This window comes from Pirellulales bacterium, from assembly GCA_035546535.1.
Taxonomy (GTDB): domain Bacteria; phylum Planctomycetota; class Planctomycetia; order Pirellulales; family JACPPG01; genus JACPPG01.
On sequence record DASZWQ010000121.1, the window covers coordinates 1 to 18403 of the forward strand.

Here is an 18403-nt window from a genome sequence, read left to right on the forward strand (position 1 = left end):
GGGTCATGCCCGAAACCTTGATGGCGCCATAGGCGGGTCCGAGCATGACGGTGCCGTCGGCTTCGACCGGGAAGGGGCCGGCGATGTTTTGGTCGGGTAGCGTTCCGAGGACGAAGATTTCCAGGGTATCCAAGGGCTCGATATGGTAGGGGGGCTTGGGGACCACCTTCACCGCATCGATCAAGAGAACGTCCGGGGGCTCGATGACGTAGGTGGGTAAGCTGATCTTGGTCAGCTCGCGAGGGCTGGGGCCTTCGGCAGGAAGCTGCGACATGAGAACCTGACTGCGCGTCAGGCGGCAGCCCCCGGCGGCGGCCAATACCAGCACCGCCAGCGAGACGCAGATCGATTGAGCAATGACGCCACGCAGGGGCATGCGGAAAGGCTTTCCTGGTGCCAGGGGTCAAACGCCCAGAACCGGTCGCTCGTAACGCGCTCACAAAAGCGCGCCGTCGCGGCCCGCTTGGACGCCGCCCTCACCCCCCCGCGAGAACCCGGCTTCCATACAGCCCCTACCATCGGCATTCCCAGAACTTTCCTGAACTCTTTCCCCGCTTTTTGCAAACGCGAACGCTCTCCGCGTCGTAAGGCAAAGTGAACGGCACACGGCATCACAGTCGTCAATATCTGTACGACAAGATGCGGCGCAGCAGGCTTGCTTGTCTCGCGGCGGTACTCCTTGGGTGGACGACGTTTGTGAGCATCGTGCGAGGTCGTTGACAGTGCTGTCAGCGAGGATAGGATGAGTTTCATGCCCGCCCCAAGTCGCCTGTATCCAGGCGTCCGAATCGGGCCGAACCGCGCAGCTATTACGCGGTGTTCCGTGTGGCGAATAAAAGCCAAGTTACGCAGGCGTATCTTCCTATCTAGAAAGCTCGTTCTCGCGGGTTCGCCCCAGGCGCCGGCGAAGCAGGTCCTCCGGCAAGGCGGATCAGAACGACTTTGTCTCGAGTGAGGGCCATGGCGAACTAGACGGCGTGCTCCCTTCGTCGAAAGCGGGCATGCTGTCGTGAGTGAGCAGTTCGCTGGCGCCAGTAACATCAGATTTCATTGAACGGTTCAACGCGGAGTTAAACATGCGGAGGCTCAACGTAAAGCTGGTCGTCATTCTGGCAACGACCAGTCTCGTGACCATCGTCCTGGTTGCCGTCGTTCATGAGTGGCAGATGAAGCGCACGGCAAGGACCCTGCTCGTGCAAGCGGAGGACGCGCAAGCCGAGGACGATCTCGAAAAAGCAGCCTCGTTCTACGCCCAATACTGCGAGTACGTGCCCGACGACGCCGAGAGCGCGGCGCACATGGCATTATTGATGGCTGATATCGCGGAGCGAAAGGATGCCGATCGGCACAAGAAAATGCGCGCTTACAGCACACTGGAAGCGCAATTGCGGAGACATCTCGAGCGCAACGACATTCGCCGCCGCTTGGTCGACTACACGATCCTGGTGGGGCGTTGGGGCGACTCGATTGATCACATCAAGACGTTGTTGAAAGAAAAACCGGACGATGTCGAACTGCTCACCAAGCTCGGCCAGTGCCAGTTTGCGCTAGACCAGAATCGCGACGCCGAAGAAACCTTGCGAGGGGCGATCGCCACGGATCCGACCGCGGTCGACGCTTATCAACTGTTGGCGATGTTGCTGCGCGACCGTATGAACTCATCCGAGCAGGCCGACGAGATCATCAACAAGATGATCGAGGCCAACCCGGAAGATGCCAAGGCCCGCAGGAATCGCATTCAGTACATTTCGCGCTATTATCCGAAGGAACCCGGCGTTGATCTCGCCAAAGATCCAACGAAGGCGAAATGGCTCGAACAGCGCCGTGAAGATATCAATAAGGCGCTCGCCCTGGATCCCGAGGGTGCCGAAACATTGATTATTGCCGCGAACCTCGCCCTGGAAGATCAAAAACCGGAAGAGGCGAGACGGCACCTCGAGGAGGGCACGAAGCTGCATCCGGACGACGCACGCTTCGTGCAAAATCTCGTCAGTCTGGACGTCTCCGAAAAGCGGTTCGACGACATCGCCGTACGTCTGCAGAATGGTCCGAAGACGGCTGGACTGCAACAGTTGGACTTCGACCTCAAGCTGCAGCAACGCGATCTGGCAGGGGCGCGAAAGATCCTCAGCACTCTGGAGAGCGATCCGGAAACTCCTACCGCGTTAAAGAACTTCATGCGCGCCTGTCTCGATTTTCACGAGATGAAATGGGGCGACGCCAGCAAGAAGCTGATCGAGGCGCGGTCCGTGATGCCGCCGGGCTACGCTGTACGCATCGACCTGATGCTGGGGAAATGCTACGAGGCGCTCGGCGAACATGACCGCGAAGTCGAAGTCTACGAACGAGCGGTGGCTGAAGGTGCCACCGTAGCAGCGCACGCCGCGCTGGCCCAGGCGCTGATGAGGGTCGGACAATCCGAGCGTGCCTTGGGAGAGTTGCAGGCCGTTAGGCGCCACCAAGGGACCGAGGAGTTCGTTCAGTCTGCCCCGGCCCGCACCGCGCTGTTGCAGCTTCTCTTGCAGCGTAACTCGCGATTGCCTGAAGCGGATAGAAACTGGAGCGACATTGACGAGATCGTAGCCGCCACGGCCAAGGCGTTTCCTGATTCGCCGGAATTAATGCTGGTCGAATCGAACGTCCGCGAACAGAAGGGGGATGGAGAGGGGGCGCGCAAGTTGTTGGAGATGGCCACGACCAAGGATCCCAAAGACCCGCGGGGATGGTTGGGCCTGGCTCGCTTGGAGTTTTTGAAGGGGGGCGCCGCCGCCGCGATCAAGGTGCTCGACAAGTGCAAGGATCAGGCCGGAGATTCGTTTGCCTTGCGACAGGCGAGTATCGCCTATGCCCTGCAATTGCCGCCGGAAGAGGCCAAGGAGTCGCTGAAAAAGGTTGACCAGGACCTGGGGCAGTTTACCGACGACGAGCAGTCCCGTCTGAAGCGGCTGATCGGCATTGCCTATTTCCGGCTGAATGATCTGAAGGAATCTCGGGCTGCCTGGTCGAGCATCGTTGAAAAGTCGCCGAACGACGCCGAGGCTCAGTTCACTTTGTTCGACATCGCCATGGGAGAAGATGACCAGGCAGAGATCAAGAAAAGCATGGCGTCGATCAAGAACTTGTTCGGCGGAAGCAGCGCCGAAGCGAAATATGTCGATGCGCGCGTGGAGGTGGCGAATGTCCGGGCCAAGCGCAGCGGAGATCCCACCGCGACGCTGGAAAAGGCGCGACAATTGGTGCGCCGGGCGGAGGAGCAGCGGCCCAAATGGTCGGTGTTGGCACGCTTCGAAGGAGAGATCGATGTTCTCGACAACAGGCCAGACGAGGCGATTATTGATTTGCAGCGCGCCCTCGACCTGGGCGATGTGGACCCGGCCACGCCCCGCCAGCTCGCGCAGCTGCTGATCTCGCGCGGCCGTGGCGACGAAGCCCGCACTTACTTGGATCTTGCCAATTCCAGGGGAGGCGACAGCGGGACGTCGGAAATGTTGAAAATCGGCATCGCCCTGGCGGACAAGGATATCCCGCGTGCCGTGAAGTTGCTGGAAGAAGCGCTCCAAGCCGAGCCCGATGACCCGCAGAAGATTGTCAGCCTGGCGCAGTTGCTACCCGAACTCGGTCGCGATGATGAAGCGGAGAAGTTATTGCGCGGGCTGGTCGAATCGCATTCCGATTTCCCGCTGGGGTGGTTCGAATTGATCCGCATCCTGAAAGCCAAGCACCGCGATGATGAAGCGCGCGAGGTCGTACTTGCGGCGGAGGGAAAACTGCCTAAGGAAAACTACGACTTGGCGATGGCCCAGTGTTACGAGTTGCTCGGTGACATGCCGACCGCGGAAAAATACTTCTTGAAGGCCCGCGATGCCAGGCCGGATGACTTGGGCCTGGCCCGCGCGCTGGCGACCTTCTACGGTCGTAAGAAGGATGTTCCCAAGGCCCGCGAGCAACTGGACAGGATTCTCAAGGCCAAGCCGGCGAACGACGCCGATCGGGAACATATCGCCTGGGCCAATCGAGAAGTGGCCGTTTTGATTGCCGCCAGTGGCACGTACCAGGATTTCCGTGCGGCCATGGGACGGCTGCAACCGAAGGATCCGAAGGCGCCGGTTTCCTTGGCGGACAAAGTGACGATGGCCCGGTTGCTGGCGGACCGCCCCGAGGCTGATTCGCGCATGGAAGCGACGAGGCTGCTCGAGGAGATCAAAAACCAGACGAATCTGCCCCCTAGCGCGCAGTTGATCCTGGCCAGGCTCTACCAGGCGACGGGTAACTGGTCGCGGTGCCGCGACGAAATGTTGTCGCTGCTCGGGAAGGCAAAGGACGATCCGACTTACATCGGCACGTTCGTGGAAATGTTGCTGAGAAATAACGAAGTCGACCAGGCGATCTTCTGGCTGAACAAGCTGGAAGCTATTGCCCCCGACGCGACTTTGACCACGGCGCTGCGTGCCAGACTGCTGGTCAAACAGGGTAAGACCGACGAAGCCGTGGCGCTGTTGCGTAATTTGTTGCCGCGACCCATGCCTCGCGAGAAAGTTAGGGCACTTGTTGACATTGCGAATCTGCTGGAACAAATGGACGCGAATGATGCCGCGGAATCGATGTTCCGCGAGTACGTAGCGCTCGATCCCAGTGGCGGGCTGGTTCTCGCGGGCTTCATGGGGCGGCATGGCAAGCTGAAGGAAGCTTTGGATTTGTGCCAGCAGGCGCTGGAACTCCGTAAGGTCGAGGAAGTCGTACGCGAGGGTTTGGTGGCCCTGCGCCTGCATCCGGCGGATGCCACCAAGGAAGACTACGGGCGCGTCGAATCCTGGGTGACCAAGGCTATCGCTAAACAGCCCAAGGACCTCGTCCTGCAGTTGGAATACGCTGAATTGCTGGACCTGCAGGGGCGCTATCCCGAGTTGGAAGAGATTTACACGCGGCTTTTGAAGAATCCTGACATTGTCGGCGTGCAACGCGCCATGGTTCTGAATAATCTGGCTTATTTGCTGGCCGTACAGAATAAAACAGGCGACTCGCGCAAATACATCGACGAAGCCATCAACATTCTCGGTCCGCAGTCCGATCTGTTGGACACGCGGGCCCTGGTGCATCTGGTCCACGGCGAAATAAAGCAGGCCGTCGACGATTTGACCTTGGCAGTCGTTGATCAGCCCTCCGGGACGAAGTATTTCCACCTGGCGCGCGCTTGCCAGATGAACAATGACTCCCTGGGCGCGCAAGCGGCTCTGAAAAAGGCCACCGAGAACTACGAATTGAAAGTCGGGGATTTGCCTCCCTTGGAGCAGCCTATCTTCCGCAAGCTGATCGATCAGGTGGGCAAGAACTAGCGCACCTTGCGGGGCGAGAGACGCGCCCAGGTGTCGTGGTCCCGCATCTTGTATCAGAAACGCCTTTTCACTCGTGATGCACTACTGTTAAACCTCGTAGGATCAACATGACGTCTCTGGAAACGGCGATTCGAGAAAAGACAGCCCGCGTCGGCGTCGTCGGCTTGGGATACGTAGGCTTGCCATTGATTCGCGCCTTTGTGGCCGCCGGCTATCGCACGCTCGGATTCGACGTCGATCAGAAGAAGGTGGACCGACTGAAGGCGGGCGAAAGCTATATCAAGCACATTCCCGCCTCCTGGATTCGTGAGTGCCTGGCTGGTGGGCGCTTTGAGCCGACGGCCGACATGCGCCGGCTGGCTGAAGCCGATGCCGTGCTGATCTGCGTGCCGACGCCGCTCAATGAAAGCCGCGATCCCGATCTGCTCTATGTCGAGGAAACGGCCAAAAGCATTGCCGCCGTGCTGCGCCCCGGACAACTGATCGTGCTGGAAAGCACGACGTATCCGGGCACGACACGCGACGTCGTGTTACCGATCCTGGCCAAGAGCGGACTCAAAGCCGGCAAGGATTTTTACCTGGCTTACAGCCCCGAGCGTGAAGATCCGGGCAACCCGGATTACGGCGCCAGCGGCATTCCGAAAGTCGTCGGCGGCATCGAGCCCACGAGCGCCAAGTTGGCCGAGATGCTCTATAGCCAGGCGGTGGTGCGGATCGTACCGGTGGCGAATTGCGAAGTTGCCGAGGCTTGCAAGATTCTCGAAAACACCTATCGCGCGGTGAACATAGCGCTCGTTAACGAATTGAAGATGCTTTACGACCGCATGGGCATCGACGTGTGGGAAGTGATCGAAGCCGCCAAGACCAAGCCTTTTGGCTTCCAGGCCTTTTACCCGGGGCCGGGGCTGGGCGGGCACTGCATTCCCATCGATCCCTTCTATTTGAGCTGGGTGGCGCGCAAGCATGGACTCCCCACGCAGTTCATCGAGCTGGCGGGTCAAATCAATACCAGCATGCCGCGTTACGTGGTCGAGCGCGTGGCGCGCGAACTGAACGATCGCGGCAAACCGGTGAAGGGGAGCAAGATCTGTTTGTTGGGCGTGGCCTACAAGAAGGACGTTGACGATCCGCGCGAGAGCCCGTCGTTCGAGCTCATGGACCTTCTGCGTGAACGGGGCGCCGCGTTGAGCTACAACGATCCCCACGTGCCGCGCTTGCCGAAGATGCGTCATCACAATGTCGAGGACATGGCCAGTCAGGAGCTGACGCCGCAGTTTTTGGCATCGCAAGATTGCGTGCTGATCGCGACCGATCACAGCGATTACAAATACGATGACATTGTGCGGCATGCCAGCCTCGTGATCGACACGCGCAATGCCACCAAGAACGTCCGCGAGCACCGCGAAAAGATAGTCAAGACCTAGTTGTCGCGGTGGCGCTCGGCGAGCGCTGGTCAGCGAGGAGCAATCGCGCGTGTCCGTAGAGCCGACGCCCAAAAGATACGTCGTTACCGGCTGCGCCGGCTTTATCGGCGCCTGCGTCAGCCGGAAGCTACTGGCGGCCGGGCATCAGGTGGTGGGCTTTGACGACCTGAATTCTGCCTACGATCCGCGCATGAAGGCGTGGCGACTCGCGGCGCTGCGCCGCAGCAGCGCCTTTCATTTCCATCAGCTCGATATCACCGATCGGCATCTGGTCGCCGATTTCTTTCGGGCCGGTTCCGCCCATCCCTTCGATGCGGTGTTTCACCTCGCGGCGCGGGCCGGCGTGCGCGCCAGCGTCGATGATCCGGCGGCCTATTTAGAGACCAATGTTACCGGCACCTTGCACGTGCTCGATGCCTGCCGATTGCACCGGGTACCGAAATTGGTGCTAGCCTCGACATCGGCCGTGTACGGTAGCGACACACCCAGCCCATTTCGCGAAGACTCACAGGCCAGTCGCCCGCTGTCGCCGTATGCTGCATCGAAAAAAGCCGCCGAGGCGCTCGCCTATTCCTATCACGCGCTCTATGGGCTGGACGTGTCGGTGCTGCGATATTTCACCGTGTATGGGCCAGCCGGCCGGCCCGATATGAGCATCTTTCGCTTCGTGCGGCAGATCGCCGAGGGCGATACGCTGGTGGTGTACGGCGACGGTTCGCAACGGCGCGATTTTACCTACGTGGAAGATATAGCCCGCGGCACGATCGCGGCTGCCAAACCACTTGGCTATGAAGTCATGAACCTCGGAGGTGACCATCCCACGGCCCTCTCGGAGTTGATCCGCCTGATTGCCGAGCACCTGGGCCAAGAGGCGCGCATCGATTATCGGCCCGCCCATGCCGCCGACGTGCTCCATTCGTCGGCTGATATCCGAAGGGCCGACGAACTGCTCGATTGGCGGCCGACGGTGTCACTCGAAGAAGGGATTGCCGCGACCATCGACTGGTATCGCCAGAACCGCGAACTGGCCACGCAGATCAGTCTGTAAGCCGCGCAAAGGTCCAGGACAATGCTGTCTGCGCCGTGCTGTTCAGTAGTTCGGCGTGGGGGCCCGGAATTTCTGGATGTCGATCGAGCGGAACCAGGCGATGGTCTTCGTCAGGCCCTCGCGCAGCGGAATCTTCGGCTCCCAATCGAGGTGTTGCTTGGCCAGCGTGATCACCGGCTTGCGCTGCGTGGGATCGTCGGCCGGCAGGGGGCGGTAAACGAGCTTCGATTTCGAGCCGGTCAGTTCGATCACGAGTTCCGCCAACTGCTTGATCGTGAATTCGCCCGGATTGCCAAGATTGACCGGGCCAAGGAAATCATCGGGCCCGTTCATCATCCGCAGAATGCCCTCGATCAGATCGTCGCGATAGCAGAAGCTGCGGGTCTGGTCACCTTCGCCGAAAATCGTGATATCCTCGCCGGCTAGCGCCTGCCGGACGAAGTTCGATACCACGCGACCGTCGAACGGATGCATGCCGGGGCCATAGGTATTGAAGATGCGCACCAGACGAATCCGCACGTTGTTCATCCGGTGGTAATCCATGAACAGCGTTTCGGCCGCCCGCTTGCCTTCGTCGTAGCACGCTCGTGGGCCGATCGGGTTGACGTTTCCGCGATAGCTTTCCGGCTGCGGGTGGACGTCCGGATCGCCGTAGACCTCACTGGTCGAGGCCTGCAGGATCTTGGCCCGGCAGCGCTTGGCCATGCCCAGCATGTTGATGGCGCCCATCACGGACGTCTTCATCGTTTTGATGGGGTTGTACTGATAGTGGCCCGGAGCTGCGGGGCAGGCCATGTTGTAGATTTCGTCGACTTCGAGGAACAAGGGGTGGATGATGTCGTGCCGCAAGAGCTCGAAGTTCGGCTTGGCGAGCAAGTGCGAGACGTTCGATTTCTGGCTGGTGAAGAAGTTATCGACGCAGATGACGTCGTGGCCCTGCTCGACCAGCCGCTGGCAAAGATGGCTGCCGAGAAAGCCTGCGCCGCCCGTGACCAGAATGCGCTTGATTGTCGACACGATCGTTGTTTCCTGAAGAGTATTGAGGTCGCGAGCCCGGTGACGGACGTCCAAGCCCGCGCAGTATAGCGGGCCGCGGCCACTCTCGCTGAGGGCGCGTCGTCGGCCATATAGGGCTAATATAGAACGTTCGCGAGCTCCTCGCGGCAGCGGCACGGGTCGGGCTTCCTGACGAGTGCCGGGCCCGCGCAATTGCGTGCTCGGGAGTATCGCGTCCTACGGATCCTGACGGCTGGCGCGAGGACGCGGCGTCTCCCGGTTAAAAGCTCGTCGGATGTCCCTTGTGATGGATGGTTGCTAGCGCGTCGGCGACTTGCGACCGCGGTGGAGATGCTTCCAGGAACCGGGTACGAGCAGGCTCACGCAGGCCAAGGCGATCGCCAGGCTGGCCGGCTCGGGGACACCTAACGTCGGACTGACGGGTCCGGAGTAGAACGTCGGAAAATCCGCCACCACGTCGTGGCCTGCGTACACATTCCCGGTGAAGCTGCTGAGACTCTTGATATTGATGTCGCCGAACGGGGCGTAGAACGTGCCCACCAAGTTGCTGAAGTCCACGCTCAGCGAGCCGTGTGTTTCGAAGTACACCTGGCCGATGGCCGTCGGGCCAACGTTTTGATAGCCGACGCCGTTGATGTTGGTAGTCACGTCGTGTAACGCAGTCGAATCAGTAACAAATATATTGATCGGTCCGCCAGTCGTATTCAGGTTGAGCGTGAGGAAACTGCCATTCATCGTGATATTCGTGAAATAGTAATTTCCCGCGCTCAGATTCAGGGTATTCGAGCCGGCCATTGTCAAATTGTTATAGCTTCCCGGTGCTAAGGTTTGCGTTGCGAACGTCGGCATCGTGACATTCGTGCTGCCAGTCGTGAACGAATGCGCGGCAGGCAGCGGCACGGTGGAAAATACCGCCGGCGTGACCGAAGCCGGAGCCGAAGTCGTGCTGCCATTGACGTGCGCACCGAACGCCACCGTCAGTGAATGGCCGACTCCGTAATTCACGTTGCCATCGACCGTACTGTTCACCGTGACGTCTCCGTTTGACAACACGTTCCCTGTGACCGTGCTCAAACCGTTGACCGAGACATTCCCGCCGGCCTCGATGTTCCCAGCGATGTTCGCAGAGACCGTGGCGTTGCCCGCGGCTACGACATTGCCCGCTACGTTGGTACCCAAGTTGGCGTCGCCGCCTGCGTTTACGTTGCCGCCAACGCTCGATAAGGCGCCGATGTAGACGTCGCCGTTGAATGTGACGTCGCCGCTAATGGTGGGGCCGGCATTGGCATTATCGAGGCTGCCGCCGCCGCTGAACGATTGGAAGGTTCCCGAGGCCGAGGAATGAATATCGTGATTGCTTCCGACCGCGGTTTGCGCCGCGCTAGCGATGCCACTTAGTACGACAGAATGGCCGCCGAAGACGTTGAAATTACTGATCGACTCTGCGCGCACTGTGGTACCGATGAACGGCGCCACTAGAAAGAACGAGAAAAGAGCCCGCACGAATCTGCCGCAAATAACGTTGACCGTCATGGAAATGACCCCCGGTGTGAATTCAAGGAAACGAGCGCGCAGCACAAGGCCACGCGCGAGCAAAGGAATAAGTGCAAGGACAGGCCGCTTAATCGTCGGCAAGGAAAGCTAGCGGAGAAAAAACTAGCGCCGTCGAATTACAGGCTCATGCGGCATTAGCTGCACTTGCAGAAAGGTTTTGTTAGAAGCGCCTCAACCAGGCGTGAAGGTGAAGCGATAGTAACAGCCAGCACTGCGTCAGTCCAGTTAGGAATCTTTCCGGGCTCTCCGGCCCATGCAAGACGCGCGCTGGCGTGACTTTTTGTCGCTCCAATCGCTGGTTGGTTCATCAGCGCCGTACCCTCTCTCGATTGCACATCGAAGGCAACTGTGATCGCTGCCACCCGCTTGCTGCGCACCTGATCGCGTCGCGTGAGCGAAGTCCCGCGGCCGCTTGGACTTCCGCGCTGGTTGGCGTGCGCCTAAACTAAGTGCTAGAGGCGGGGAACGAAAAAGTACGCGACCCAGACCGGGGAATGAACGAGAATTGAACAAGACCCCTTTAGAGCGTGTGGGGTACGGATCGGCTCGAAAGTCGGGCTTGCGTCTGGCCCTCCTGGCTGCCGCCGTGGCGGGTGCGGTAACCGCGGTTCGGGCCAGCGACGATGCCCTAAACGCTCGCCTGCGCGAGCGGCTGGCCGACGGCATTTTGCACTGGGGGGGCGACGCCGAAGGGGGCGCACCTTATCAGCTGCGCGATCCCCAGGATCCCGCCCACGTGATCGGCTTCGAGGTCGATCTGGCCGACGCCCTGGCCGAAATATTATCCCGACGCTTAGGCGTGACGATCAGGGCCGAATTCGTGCAATACCAGTGGGAGAGTCTCGACCTGGGGCTGCTGGTCTCCAAGGATTTCGACTGCATCATCAGCGGCTACGAGATCACTCCGGCCCGCAAGCAGGCGATGCTTTTCACGCGCCCGTACTACGTGTATGCCGAGCAGCTTGTGGTGCGCCACGATGATGAGCGGATCCATACGCTTGCCGATTGCCAGAATCGGGCGGTGGGTACGCTTGCGGGGAGCGCCGCGGAAAGGCTACTGACGCAGACTGGTGTGCGCGAAATCGTCGCCTTCGACGGCCAGGTCGAACCCTATCTCGATCTGGAACTCGGGCGGCTCGACGCGGTGCTGTTGGATTCGATCATTGCTCTCTATTACGCCAGCTCGAATGCCAAGCTGAAATACGTCGGCGAGCCGACCAACCCAGGCGTGTACGCCATCGCTTGCCGGCCCGAGGATAAGGATCTGGCCGAGGCGCTCGACGCGGGACTTTGGGAACTTGTGCGGAGCGGCCGCTTGCAGTCCATCCTGCGCCGCTGGCATCTTTGGAACGAAGATCAGGCAGCGCTTGCACAAGGACCGGACGTTGGCGAGCAGCTCGAGGGATTGGGGTTCGATCACGATCGCCAGCCGCTGGCTCCCGACGCTCCGCCGGCCGACGATGCGGTGGATATTCACGTGATTGCCGCCTCGGCGCAGATGTGGACCTTCGACGAGTACGGCAAGCAACTGGTGAAAGCCGCTGGCATGACGGTTTTCCTCACCGTGTGCAGCATGGCAACGGCCGTGGTGCTCGCTCTGCCGATTTGCTTGCTGCGGCTGTACGGACCGAGCGCGGCCCGGTGGCTGGCCCTGGTTTACGTCGAATTCTTCCGAGGTATTCCGCTGCTGTTGCTCTTGTTCGTGCTGTACTTCGGGCTGCCGCATTACGGCATCCATCTCGATGCCATCGCCACGGCGATTCTGGGTTTCGGGCTGAATTACGCCGCCTACGAGGCCGAGATCTATCGCAGCGCGATCACCTCTGTGCCCGTCGGGCAATGGGAGGCGGGCCGCGCGCTGGGCATGAGCGAGGCCACGACCTTTCGGCGCATCATCTTGCCGCAGGCTCTGCAAACGGCGCTGGGGCCGATGACGAACGACTTCGTCGCGCTGTTCAAGGACACCAGCCTGGTCAGCGTGATCGCCGTGCGCGAACTGACCAAGGAGTATATGATTCTGTCGCGCTCGAGCTTGAAATTCCTCGAGCTGGGGCTGCTCACGGCCACGTTGTACCTGTGCATGTCGATTCCGCTCGGTTACTTGTCGCGTTATCTGGAAAAGCGCTTCAAGTCCGTTCGATGATCTTACCGGAAATAACCATTCGCAATGAACACATCGGCGGATTCCCTGCTTTCGGTCGTGGGGCTTTCCAAGCGATTTGGGACGCGCTCGGTGCTGGAAGATGTGCATCTGAGCGTCGGGCGGAGCGAAACCGTGGCCCTGATCGGACCCAGCGGGGGCGGTAAATCGACGCTGCTGCGATCGATCAATGCGCTCAACGACTGGGACGCCGGCGAAATTCGCGTGGGACCGTACACGCTGCAGGCCGCGATGGTCGCACGTCGGGATGGCGCCGCGGTTCGCCAGGTGCGCCGACTGTTGGGGATGGTGTTTCAGGATTTTCAACTGTTTCCACACTTCACGGCGGCAGATAATGTTGCCGAGGCGCCGCGGCAAGTTCTGCGGATGGCACGCGACGCCGCTCGGGCCAAAGCGCACGAGCTGCTCGAACGCGTCGGGCTCGCTGGGCATGCCGATCACTATCCTCATCAGCTTTCCGGAGGACAGAAGCAGCGCGTGGCCATCGCGCGGGCCCTGGCCATGCAGCCGCACGGCTTGCTCTGCGATGAAATCACCAGCGCCCTCGATCCTGAACTCAAGCACGAAGTGCTGGACGTCGTCGCGGACCTGAAGCGCGACGGCATGGCCTTATTGCTGGTGACTCACGAGATTGGCTTTGCTCGCCGTGCGGCCGATCGGGTCGTAGTCCTGGCCGAGGGCCGCATCATCGAAGAAGGCCCACCCTCCCAGGTGCTCGATGCTCCGCGCCATGAGCGCACGCGGCAATTTCTCGCCAACGTACTGGTCTGAGGCGGCACACCGGAGTATTCGGCTCACGCCGCGTTCCTGACCATGCCTGGCGCTTCACAGGGGCGTGCCACCGCGCGAGGATCGGGTTAGAATAGCGTTTCGTGGTCTTCCCGCCCGGCTCCCGAGGGAGTCGATGCGAACGTGCTAGATTTGCTCGACGACTTCCGGATAGAGCGGCCACGTGGACTGGCGACGATAGGTGGAGATCGGGCTCAATGGCTGAACAAATGACGCGTGACAGTGTCGGCGTAGGCGAGCACGAGCAGTGGAATCGCATTTGGACCGATCTGTCCGATGATGAACTCGTACAGTACCGGCGCGGAGCGCCCCGGACGTACCGCCAGCTCGCCCAGCGTGTCTATTTCGAGGATCTGTGGGCATTGCTCGGGCAGAAGCGCGATGCCAGGTGCCTCGAGATCGGCGCTGGCCGCGGTACCACCAGCATGTACCTGACGGCCGAGGGATGTGATGTGACGATGCTCGACCTGGCGCCGCAATCGTTCGCCCAGGCCGAACGCTGCTTCAAGAGCCAGAACCTTCCGGTGCCGAAGTTCGTTGCCGCCGACGCGCAGCATACCGGCTTGCCGGAAAACTCATACGATTGCATTTACAGCATTGGCTTGCTCGAACATTTTGACGACCCGCGGCCGCTGTTGACGGAAACCCTGCGTCTGCTGCGTCCGGGAGGCATGGCGTTTCACGTCGTCGTGCCGACCATACCCGAGAGTCGGATGCGGCTGAGCTACGCCTTTCTCGCGCCCTGGAAGTTGCCACCGCGAGGGCTGAAGGATTCGGTCAATCGCATGTTGGGCCGCAACACCAAGGGCAGTCGCGAGAAAATGACTCGCACGGAGCACGGCGTCGCCGATTATGTGAAATGGTTGGCGACACTGCCAGCCACCGACGTGATTTGCATACCGTACAACCCCTACCATCCCGCGAACAATAATCGCACCGTCGAGCGGTGGTGGGGCGTGCCGTTGTATCGATTGCATCGATGCCTGAAGCGGTTTATCAGCCGGCCCCCCTGGGCGCGCACCGCCGACAGCGTGGCCATGTGCGTGTTGGTTTCCTTTCACAAGGCGGGCGCCGCCAGCTAATTTCTCGATCGACTCACAAAGCACGGCGGCCGGTATGTCGTTTTGGTCCTCTTATCCACTCAGGGTATCGCGCGGATCGCGGATCGGGCTCAGGCTAATTGTCGCCTGCTGCGGCTGTTTGTGGTCGTGCGGCTGTCGGCCGCAAGCGCCACCGGAGAAGAACGCACGAGCGCCGCTTGCCGGGACAGAGCTCACGCTGCTGGTTGCGGGGGACGAGGCGCTTGCCAAGTCGATCGCGCTTTTGCGTGGCCAATGGGAAGGCGAGACCGAGAGTAAGCTGCGCGTTGAGTCGGTCTCCGAACAAGAACTGGCCGCGCAAGCCGCGCGCGGCGAAGTATCCGCCGATGCCGTCATCTATGCGCCGCGGTGGCTCGGCACTTTGGCGGAAGGCAACGCCATTCGGCCGCTCGGAGCGGCGATGCTCGACGATTCTGAACTCGATTGGCCCGACGTATTCGAGCTACTCGAGACGCGTGAAGTGCGTTGGGGAACCGACGTGTTTGCCGTTCCACTCGGCTCGCCGGTTCTCTTGTGCTTTTATCGCGAGGATCTGTTGCAGGCGCTTGGCCGGCAGCCACCGCGTACCTGGCAGGAGTATCAAGACCTGGCCGCGGCCCTGGCCGAGCACGGTCCTGGAAACCCTTCGGGCGGCGAGAAAGTTGAGGCGGACAAAACCGGCGCACTGGACGCGTGGTGCGGAACGATCGAGCCGCGGGGGCCTGGCTGGGCCGGCGTCACCTTGCTGGCCCGCGCGGCCGCTTACGCCCGGCATCCGAACCATTATTCCACGCTTTTCAACATGGTCACGATGGAGCCGCTCATCGCCTCGCCGCCGTTTGTGCGCGCGCTGGAAGAGATGGTCGCTGCCGCGCGGCTTTCAAAGGACGGCTCGCCCGATGCTTCGCCGGCCGGCGCGTGGCAGGCACTCTTGAATAATCGTGCCGGCATGGCCCTTTGCTGGCCGGCGGCTGACGAACGTACCGACAAAGGTGGCGAGCCGGGTGACGCGGCGGAGATGCCTGAGTTGGGGTGCGTCGAGATGCCCGGCTCGGTCGAGGTATTCAACGCAACTTCCGGGCAGTGGGAACGCCGCCCGGGCGACCCGGTGAGCGTGCCGCTCGTGGGCGCGGCCGGCCACGTGGGCTCGATCGCTGCGAAATCGGCCCATCCTGAAGGGGCATTTCGATTGCTGGCGTGGTTAGCGAGCCGCAAGTGGAGCGATCGAGCGCTTACCGCGAGTGCCGACGCGGCGCCGTTCCGGCACTCGCAATCGACATCGCCCGAGGCGTGGTCGCCAGGGCTGCAACCCGGCGCGGCGCGTGTGTACGTCGCAACGGTCGGGGCGAGCCTGTCGGCTGCCGAATGCCTGGTTGCACCACAGTTGCCCGGGGCCGACAGATATCTTATGGCGCTCGACGAGGCGGTGCGAAAGGCCCTGGAGAATAAGGTCGGCCCAAAGGAATCGCTCGAGGGCGCCGCCGAACAGTTTCGTGCCATCACCAAGGAACTGGGGCTCGATCGGCAGCGCGACGCGTATCAGCGTTCGCTAGGGCTGTGAGTGGCGGTGCCACTGGTGGCTTGTCCACCAGTACTTGTGCAGGGACCAACACTGGCGGGCTAGCCACCATTGGCACCCCATTCAGGTTTTCGAACCGATTGCCACCCCTCCTAGGCATCTACCGCCTCGCTCGCTAGGCTGACGCGCATGAATCAGCAATTTGCCGACCGATTGGAAGTAGCGCGCCGCATCGCTCGCGAGGCGGGGGACATCACGCTGCGCTATTTTGGCCAGAACAATTTCCAGGTGGAATGGAAGGTCGATGCTTCGCCCGTGACGGTCGCCGACCGCGAGGCCGAGAAGCATTTACGCACGAGAATCGCCGAGGCGTTTCCGCAGGATGCGATTTTGGGCGAAGAGTTGGGTGAGCAGCAGGGGACGTCCGGCTTTCGCTGGATTCTCGATCCGATCGACGGCACCAAGTCGTTCATCTACGGAGTGCCCCTCTACGGCACGCTGATCGGCGTCGAGTTCCAAGGCCGTAGCGTGGTCGGCGTTATCCACATCCCGGGGCTCGACGAAATGGTGTTCGCGGCGGCCGGTGGCGGAGCATGGTACTGCCGAGGTCCGGCCGCACCGCGTCCGGCGCGGGTCTCGAAAACGAAGACGCTGGCCGAAGGCTTGTTCCTCACCTCCGACGTGAAGGGGTTCGGCGAGCGCGGTTCTGCCGCTGCGTACGAGCGTTTGCAGGCCGCCGCGCGGTTCTGCCGCACCTGGGGCGATTGCTACGGATATTTGCTGCTGGCCACGGGCCGCGGCGAGTTGATGGTCGACCCACGGATGCACGTGTGGGACTGCGCTGCGCTGCAGCCGGTCATGGAAGAGGCCGGCGGCACTTTCACGGACTGGTCGGGCAATCCCACGATCTTTGGCGCCGAGGGAGTGGCGACCAACGGCCATGTTCTCGCCGAGGCGCTCGCGCTCTTGCGCGAGTAGAAGTGCCGCAAGACATCGGGGTGCAAACAGTGGCACTCGTCGCAGGTTTGAAAAAGGCTGCTAGTTCTTGAGCGCTGCCGTCACCGCGGCATTCAGTTCTTTGAGCCCTTCTTGCCGGTCGACCTCGTAGTTGCCGACGTGATAGTGCGTGATGCGCCCGTCTCGGCCGATGACGACCACCACTGGGAGCGTGGCGCCAACGAGTCGGGGGTCGCCTAGCGATTTGATGACCTCCCCGCCATCTAACAGAAGCGGATAGGTGAGATTCATGAACGATTTGAGCTTTCGCACGCCTGTGCCAACGGCGCGGCGCTCATTCGGCTCGTTCAACCGTCCATCGACGGCAACGCCATAGACCTTGACCCCGGCATCCTTGCGCTTTTGATGCAGGAATTCGAGATAGCCGACCTGGCCGTAGGGCTCCTTGAGGGGGGAATCGCGATATTCCCAGAAATGCAGCACGGTTACTTGCCCGGCCAGATCAGCCAAGGTTAATGTTCCGCCGGCCAGCCCCGGCAGAGAAAACCCGGGCATCGGCCGGCCTTGATATTTATTGATGATCTCGGCGACTTCGTCGGCGCGTCCCCCTTGCAGCTTCGCGTCACGTCCGGCCGTGGCAACTAATCGCTCGAGCGGCCCACCAGCGGCAGCTTTTTCCAGCCCGGGCGCGGCGCGGGAGAGCATGGCGATCTGCTCCGGAGTCCACTCGGTATCGGCGGATCGTGGCGTTCGATGCAGCTTGCTCAAGAGCGCCAGCAACTCGTCGAAGGCCGCGCGCGTGGCGGCCGCCTCCTCAGCAGAGTTCTTCGTAACGCGAGCGAGCTTCATCTCAAGCGCATACTCGGTCCCTTTGTTCATGAAGACCCGCTCGTTGGTCGCCAGCAACAGCGGTGACGATTTGTCGACCAGCATCGTTCGTTTGGCGCCATACGCGTTATGCACCCGTACGGGCCACGCGGCGCGCCCGTCCGCGTCGCGTTCCTGTTCGACTTCGAAATCCTCGCCGGCCGCCGACCAGGTCAGGCCTGCCGCCAGAGGTTTCTCGAGCGTTACCAGCGGCGCCGGCAGCGGCACGACACTCTCGCCTTCGCCGTAGTCGAAATAGAGCGACGGAATATGGCTGCCTTGGGTCCGACCGGCAGTGTCGAGCTTCAATTGTCCAAAACGTTCGGGCCAGGGCCAAGCGCCGCGGCCGCGCTCTTCGACCAACCAATACAGAGTCGCCCCCGCGGCGTCGACATCGGCCACGAACCAGCTGAGGTCGAACGCCTTCTGCTGCGGCGATGGCTGTCCCGGTTCGACGACGCGCTGCGAAACCGTGCCCTGAAACAACAACTGCTGCCCGGGCTCAAGAGGGCCGGGTGCCGTAAGCACCAGAGATGCGGTGACGACGAGGGGGAAAGTAGCAAGCATTCGGCAGACCCGTACGTTTGGTAAAGGCAGGCATTGTTTGGTTCCAACGATTGTACGCTGCCGTCGACGGGAGCGCATATGGTGGTGC

At 61.3% G+C, this 18403-nt stretch carries 12 protein-coding genes; 8 read left to right on the forward strand and 4 right to left on the reverse strand.

Annotation, left to right across the window (positions count from 1 at the left end; genetic code table 11):
- On the reverse strand, window positions 1-376 hold a 376-nt coding region (locus VHD36_15045), incomplete at its 3' end, for a hypothetical protein (protein HVU88635.1).
- Between the two features lie 700 nt (window positions 377-1076).
- Between VHD36_15045 and VHD36_15050 the strand changes: the two genes are divergently transcribed.
- The 3 genes from VHD36_15050 (at window position 1077) to VHD36_15060 (ending at window position 7805) form a co-directional block, all read left to right on the forward strand.
- The gene (locus tag VHD36_15050; GenBank protein HVU88636.1) at window positions 1077-5333 is read left to right on the forward strand and encodes a tetratricopeptide repeat protein; all 4257 of its coding nucleotides are present in this window, start codon (window positions 1077-1079) and stop codon (window positions 5331-5333) included.
- A gap of 107 nt (window positions 5334-5440) precedes the next feature.
- Window positions 5441-6757, forward strand: a complete 1317-nt coding sequence (locus VHD36_15055; GenBank protein ID HVU88637.1) for a nucleotide sugar dehydrogenase — start codon at window positions 5441-5443, stop codon at window positions 6755-6757.
- A 49-nt stretch (window positions 6758-6806) separates the two neighbouring features.
- Entirely contained in the window at window positions 6807-7805 is a 999-nt protein-coding gene (locus tag VHD36_15060) for an SDR family NAD(P)-dependent oxidoreductase (GenBank protein HVU88638.1), read from the forward strand.
- A gap of 42 nt (window positions 7806-7847) precedes the next feature.
- Here VHD36_15060 and VHD36_15065 read toward each other — a convergent pair whose 3' ends face one another.
- Both VHD36_15065 and VHD36_15070 read right to left on the reverse strand, forming a co-directional pair.
- Window positions 7848-8822, reverse strand: coding sequence for a UDP-glucuronic acid decarboxylase family protein (locus VHD36_15065; GenBank protein HVU88639.1), 975 nt, complete (start codon window positions 8820-8822; stop codon window positions 7848-7850).
- Between the two features lie 297 nt (window positions 8823-9119).
- The gene (locus VHD36_15070; GenBank protein HVU88640.1) at window positions 9120-10355 is read right to left on the reverse strand and encodes a polymer-forming cytoskeletal protein; all 1236 of its coding nucleotides are present in this window, start codon (window positions 10353-10355) and stop codon (window positions 9120-9122) included.
- Window positions 10356-10935: 580 nt separating this feature from the next.
- Between VHD36_15070 and VHD36_15075 the strand changes: the two genes are divergently transcribed.
- The 5 genes from VHD36_15075 (at window position 10936) to hisN (ending at window position 16902) form a co-directional block, all read left to right on the forward strand.
- Complete coding sequence (locus VHD36_15075; protein ID HVU88641.1) at window positions 10936-12519, forward strand: ABC transporter substrate-binding protein/permease; 1584 nt, start codon at window positions 10936-10938, stop codon at window positions 12517-12519.
- Between the two features lie 24 nt (window positions 12520-12543).
- A complete protein-coding gene (locus VHD36_15080; GenBank protein ID HVU88642.1) occupies window positions 12544-13308 on the forward strand; it encodes an amino acid ABC transporter ATP-binding protein in 765 nt (254 codons plus the stop codon).
- 227 nt (window positions 13309-13535) lie between these two features.
- Entirely contained in the window at window positions 13536-14408 is an 873-nt protein-coding gene (locus VHD36_15085; protein ID HVU88643.1) for a methyltransferase domain-containing protein, read from the forward strand.
- A gap of 34 nt (window positions 14409-14442) precedes the next feature.
- On the forward strand, window positions 14443-15966 hold the full coding sequence (locus VHD36_15090; protein ID HVU88644.1) for an extracellular solute-binding protein: 1524 nt from the start codon (window positions 14443-14445) through the stop codon (window positions 15964-15966).
- Between the two features lie 147 nt (window positions 15967-16113).
- Entirely contained in the window at window positions 16114-16902 is a 789-nt protein-coding gene (gene hisN, locus VHD36_15095; GenBank protein HVU88645.1) for a histidinol-phosphatase, read from the forward strand.
- A gap of 60 nt (window positions 16903-16962) precedes the next feature.
- Here the strand turns inward: hisN and VHD36_15100 are convergent, their stop codons facing one another.
- Window positions 16963-18315 carry a redoxin domain-containing protein gene (locus VHD36_15100; protein ID HVU88646.1) on the reverse strand — a complete coding sequence of 451 codons (1353 nt, stop codon included), beginning with the start codon at window positions 18313-18315 and terminating at the stop codon, window positions 16963-16965.
- Window positions 18316-18403 lie beyond the last annotated feature (88 nt).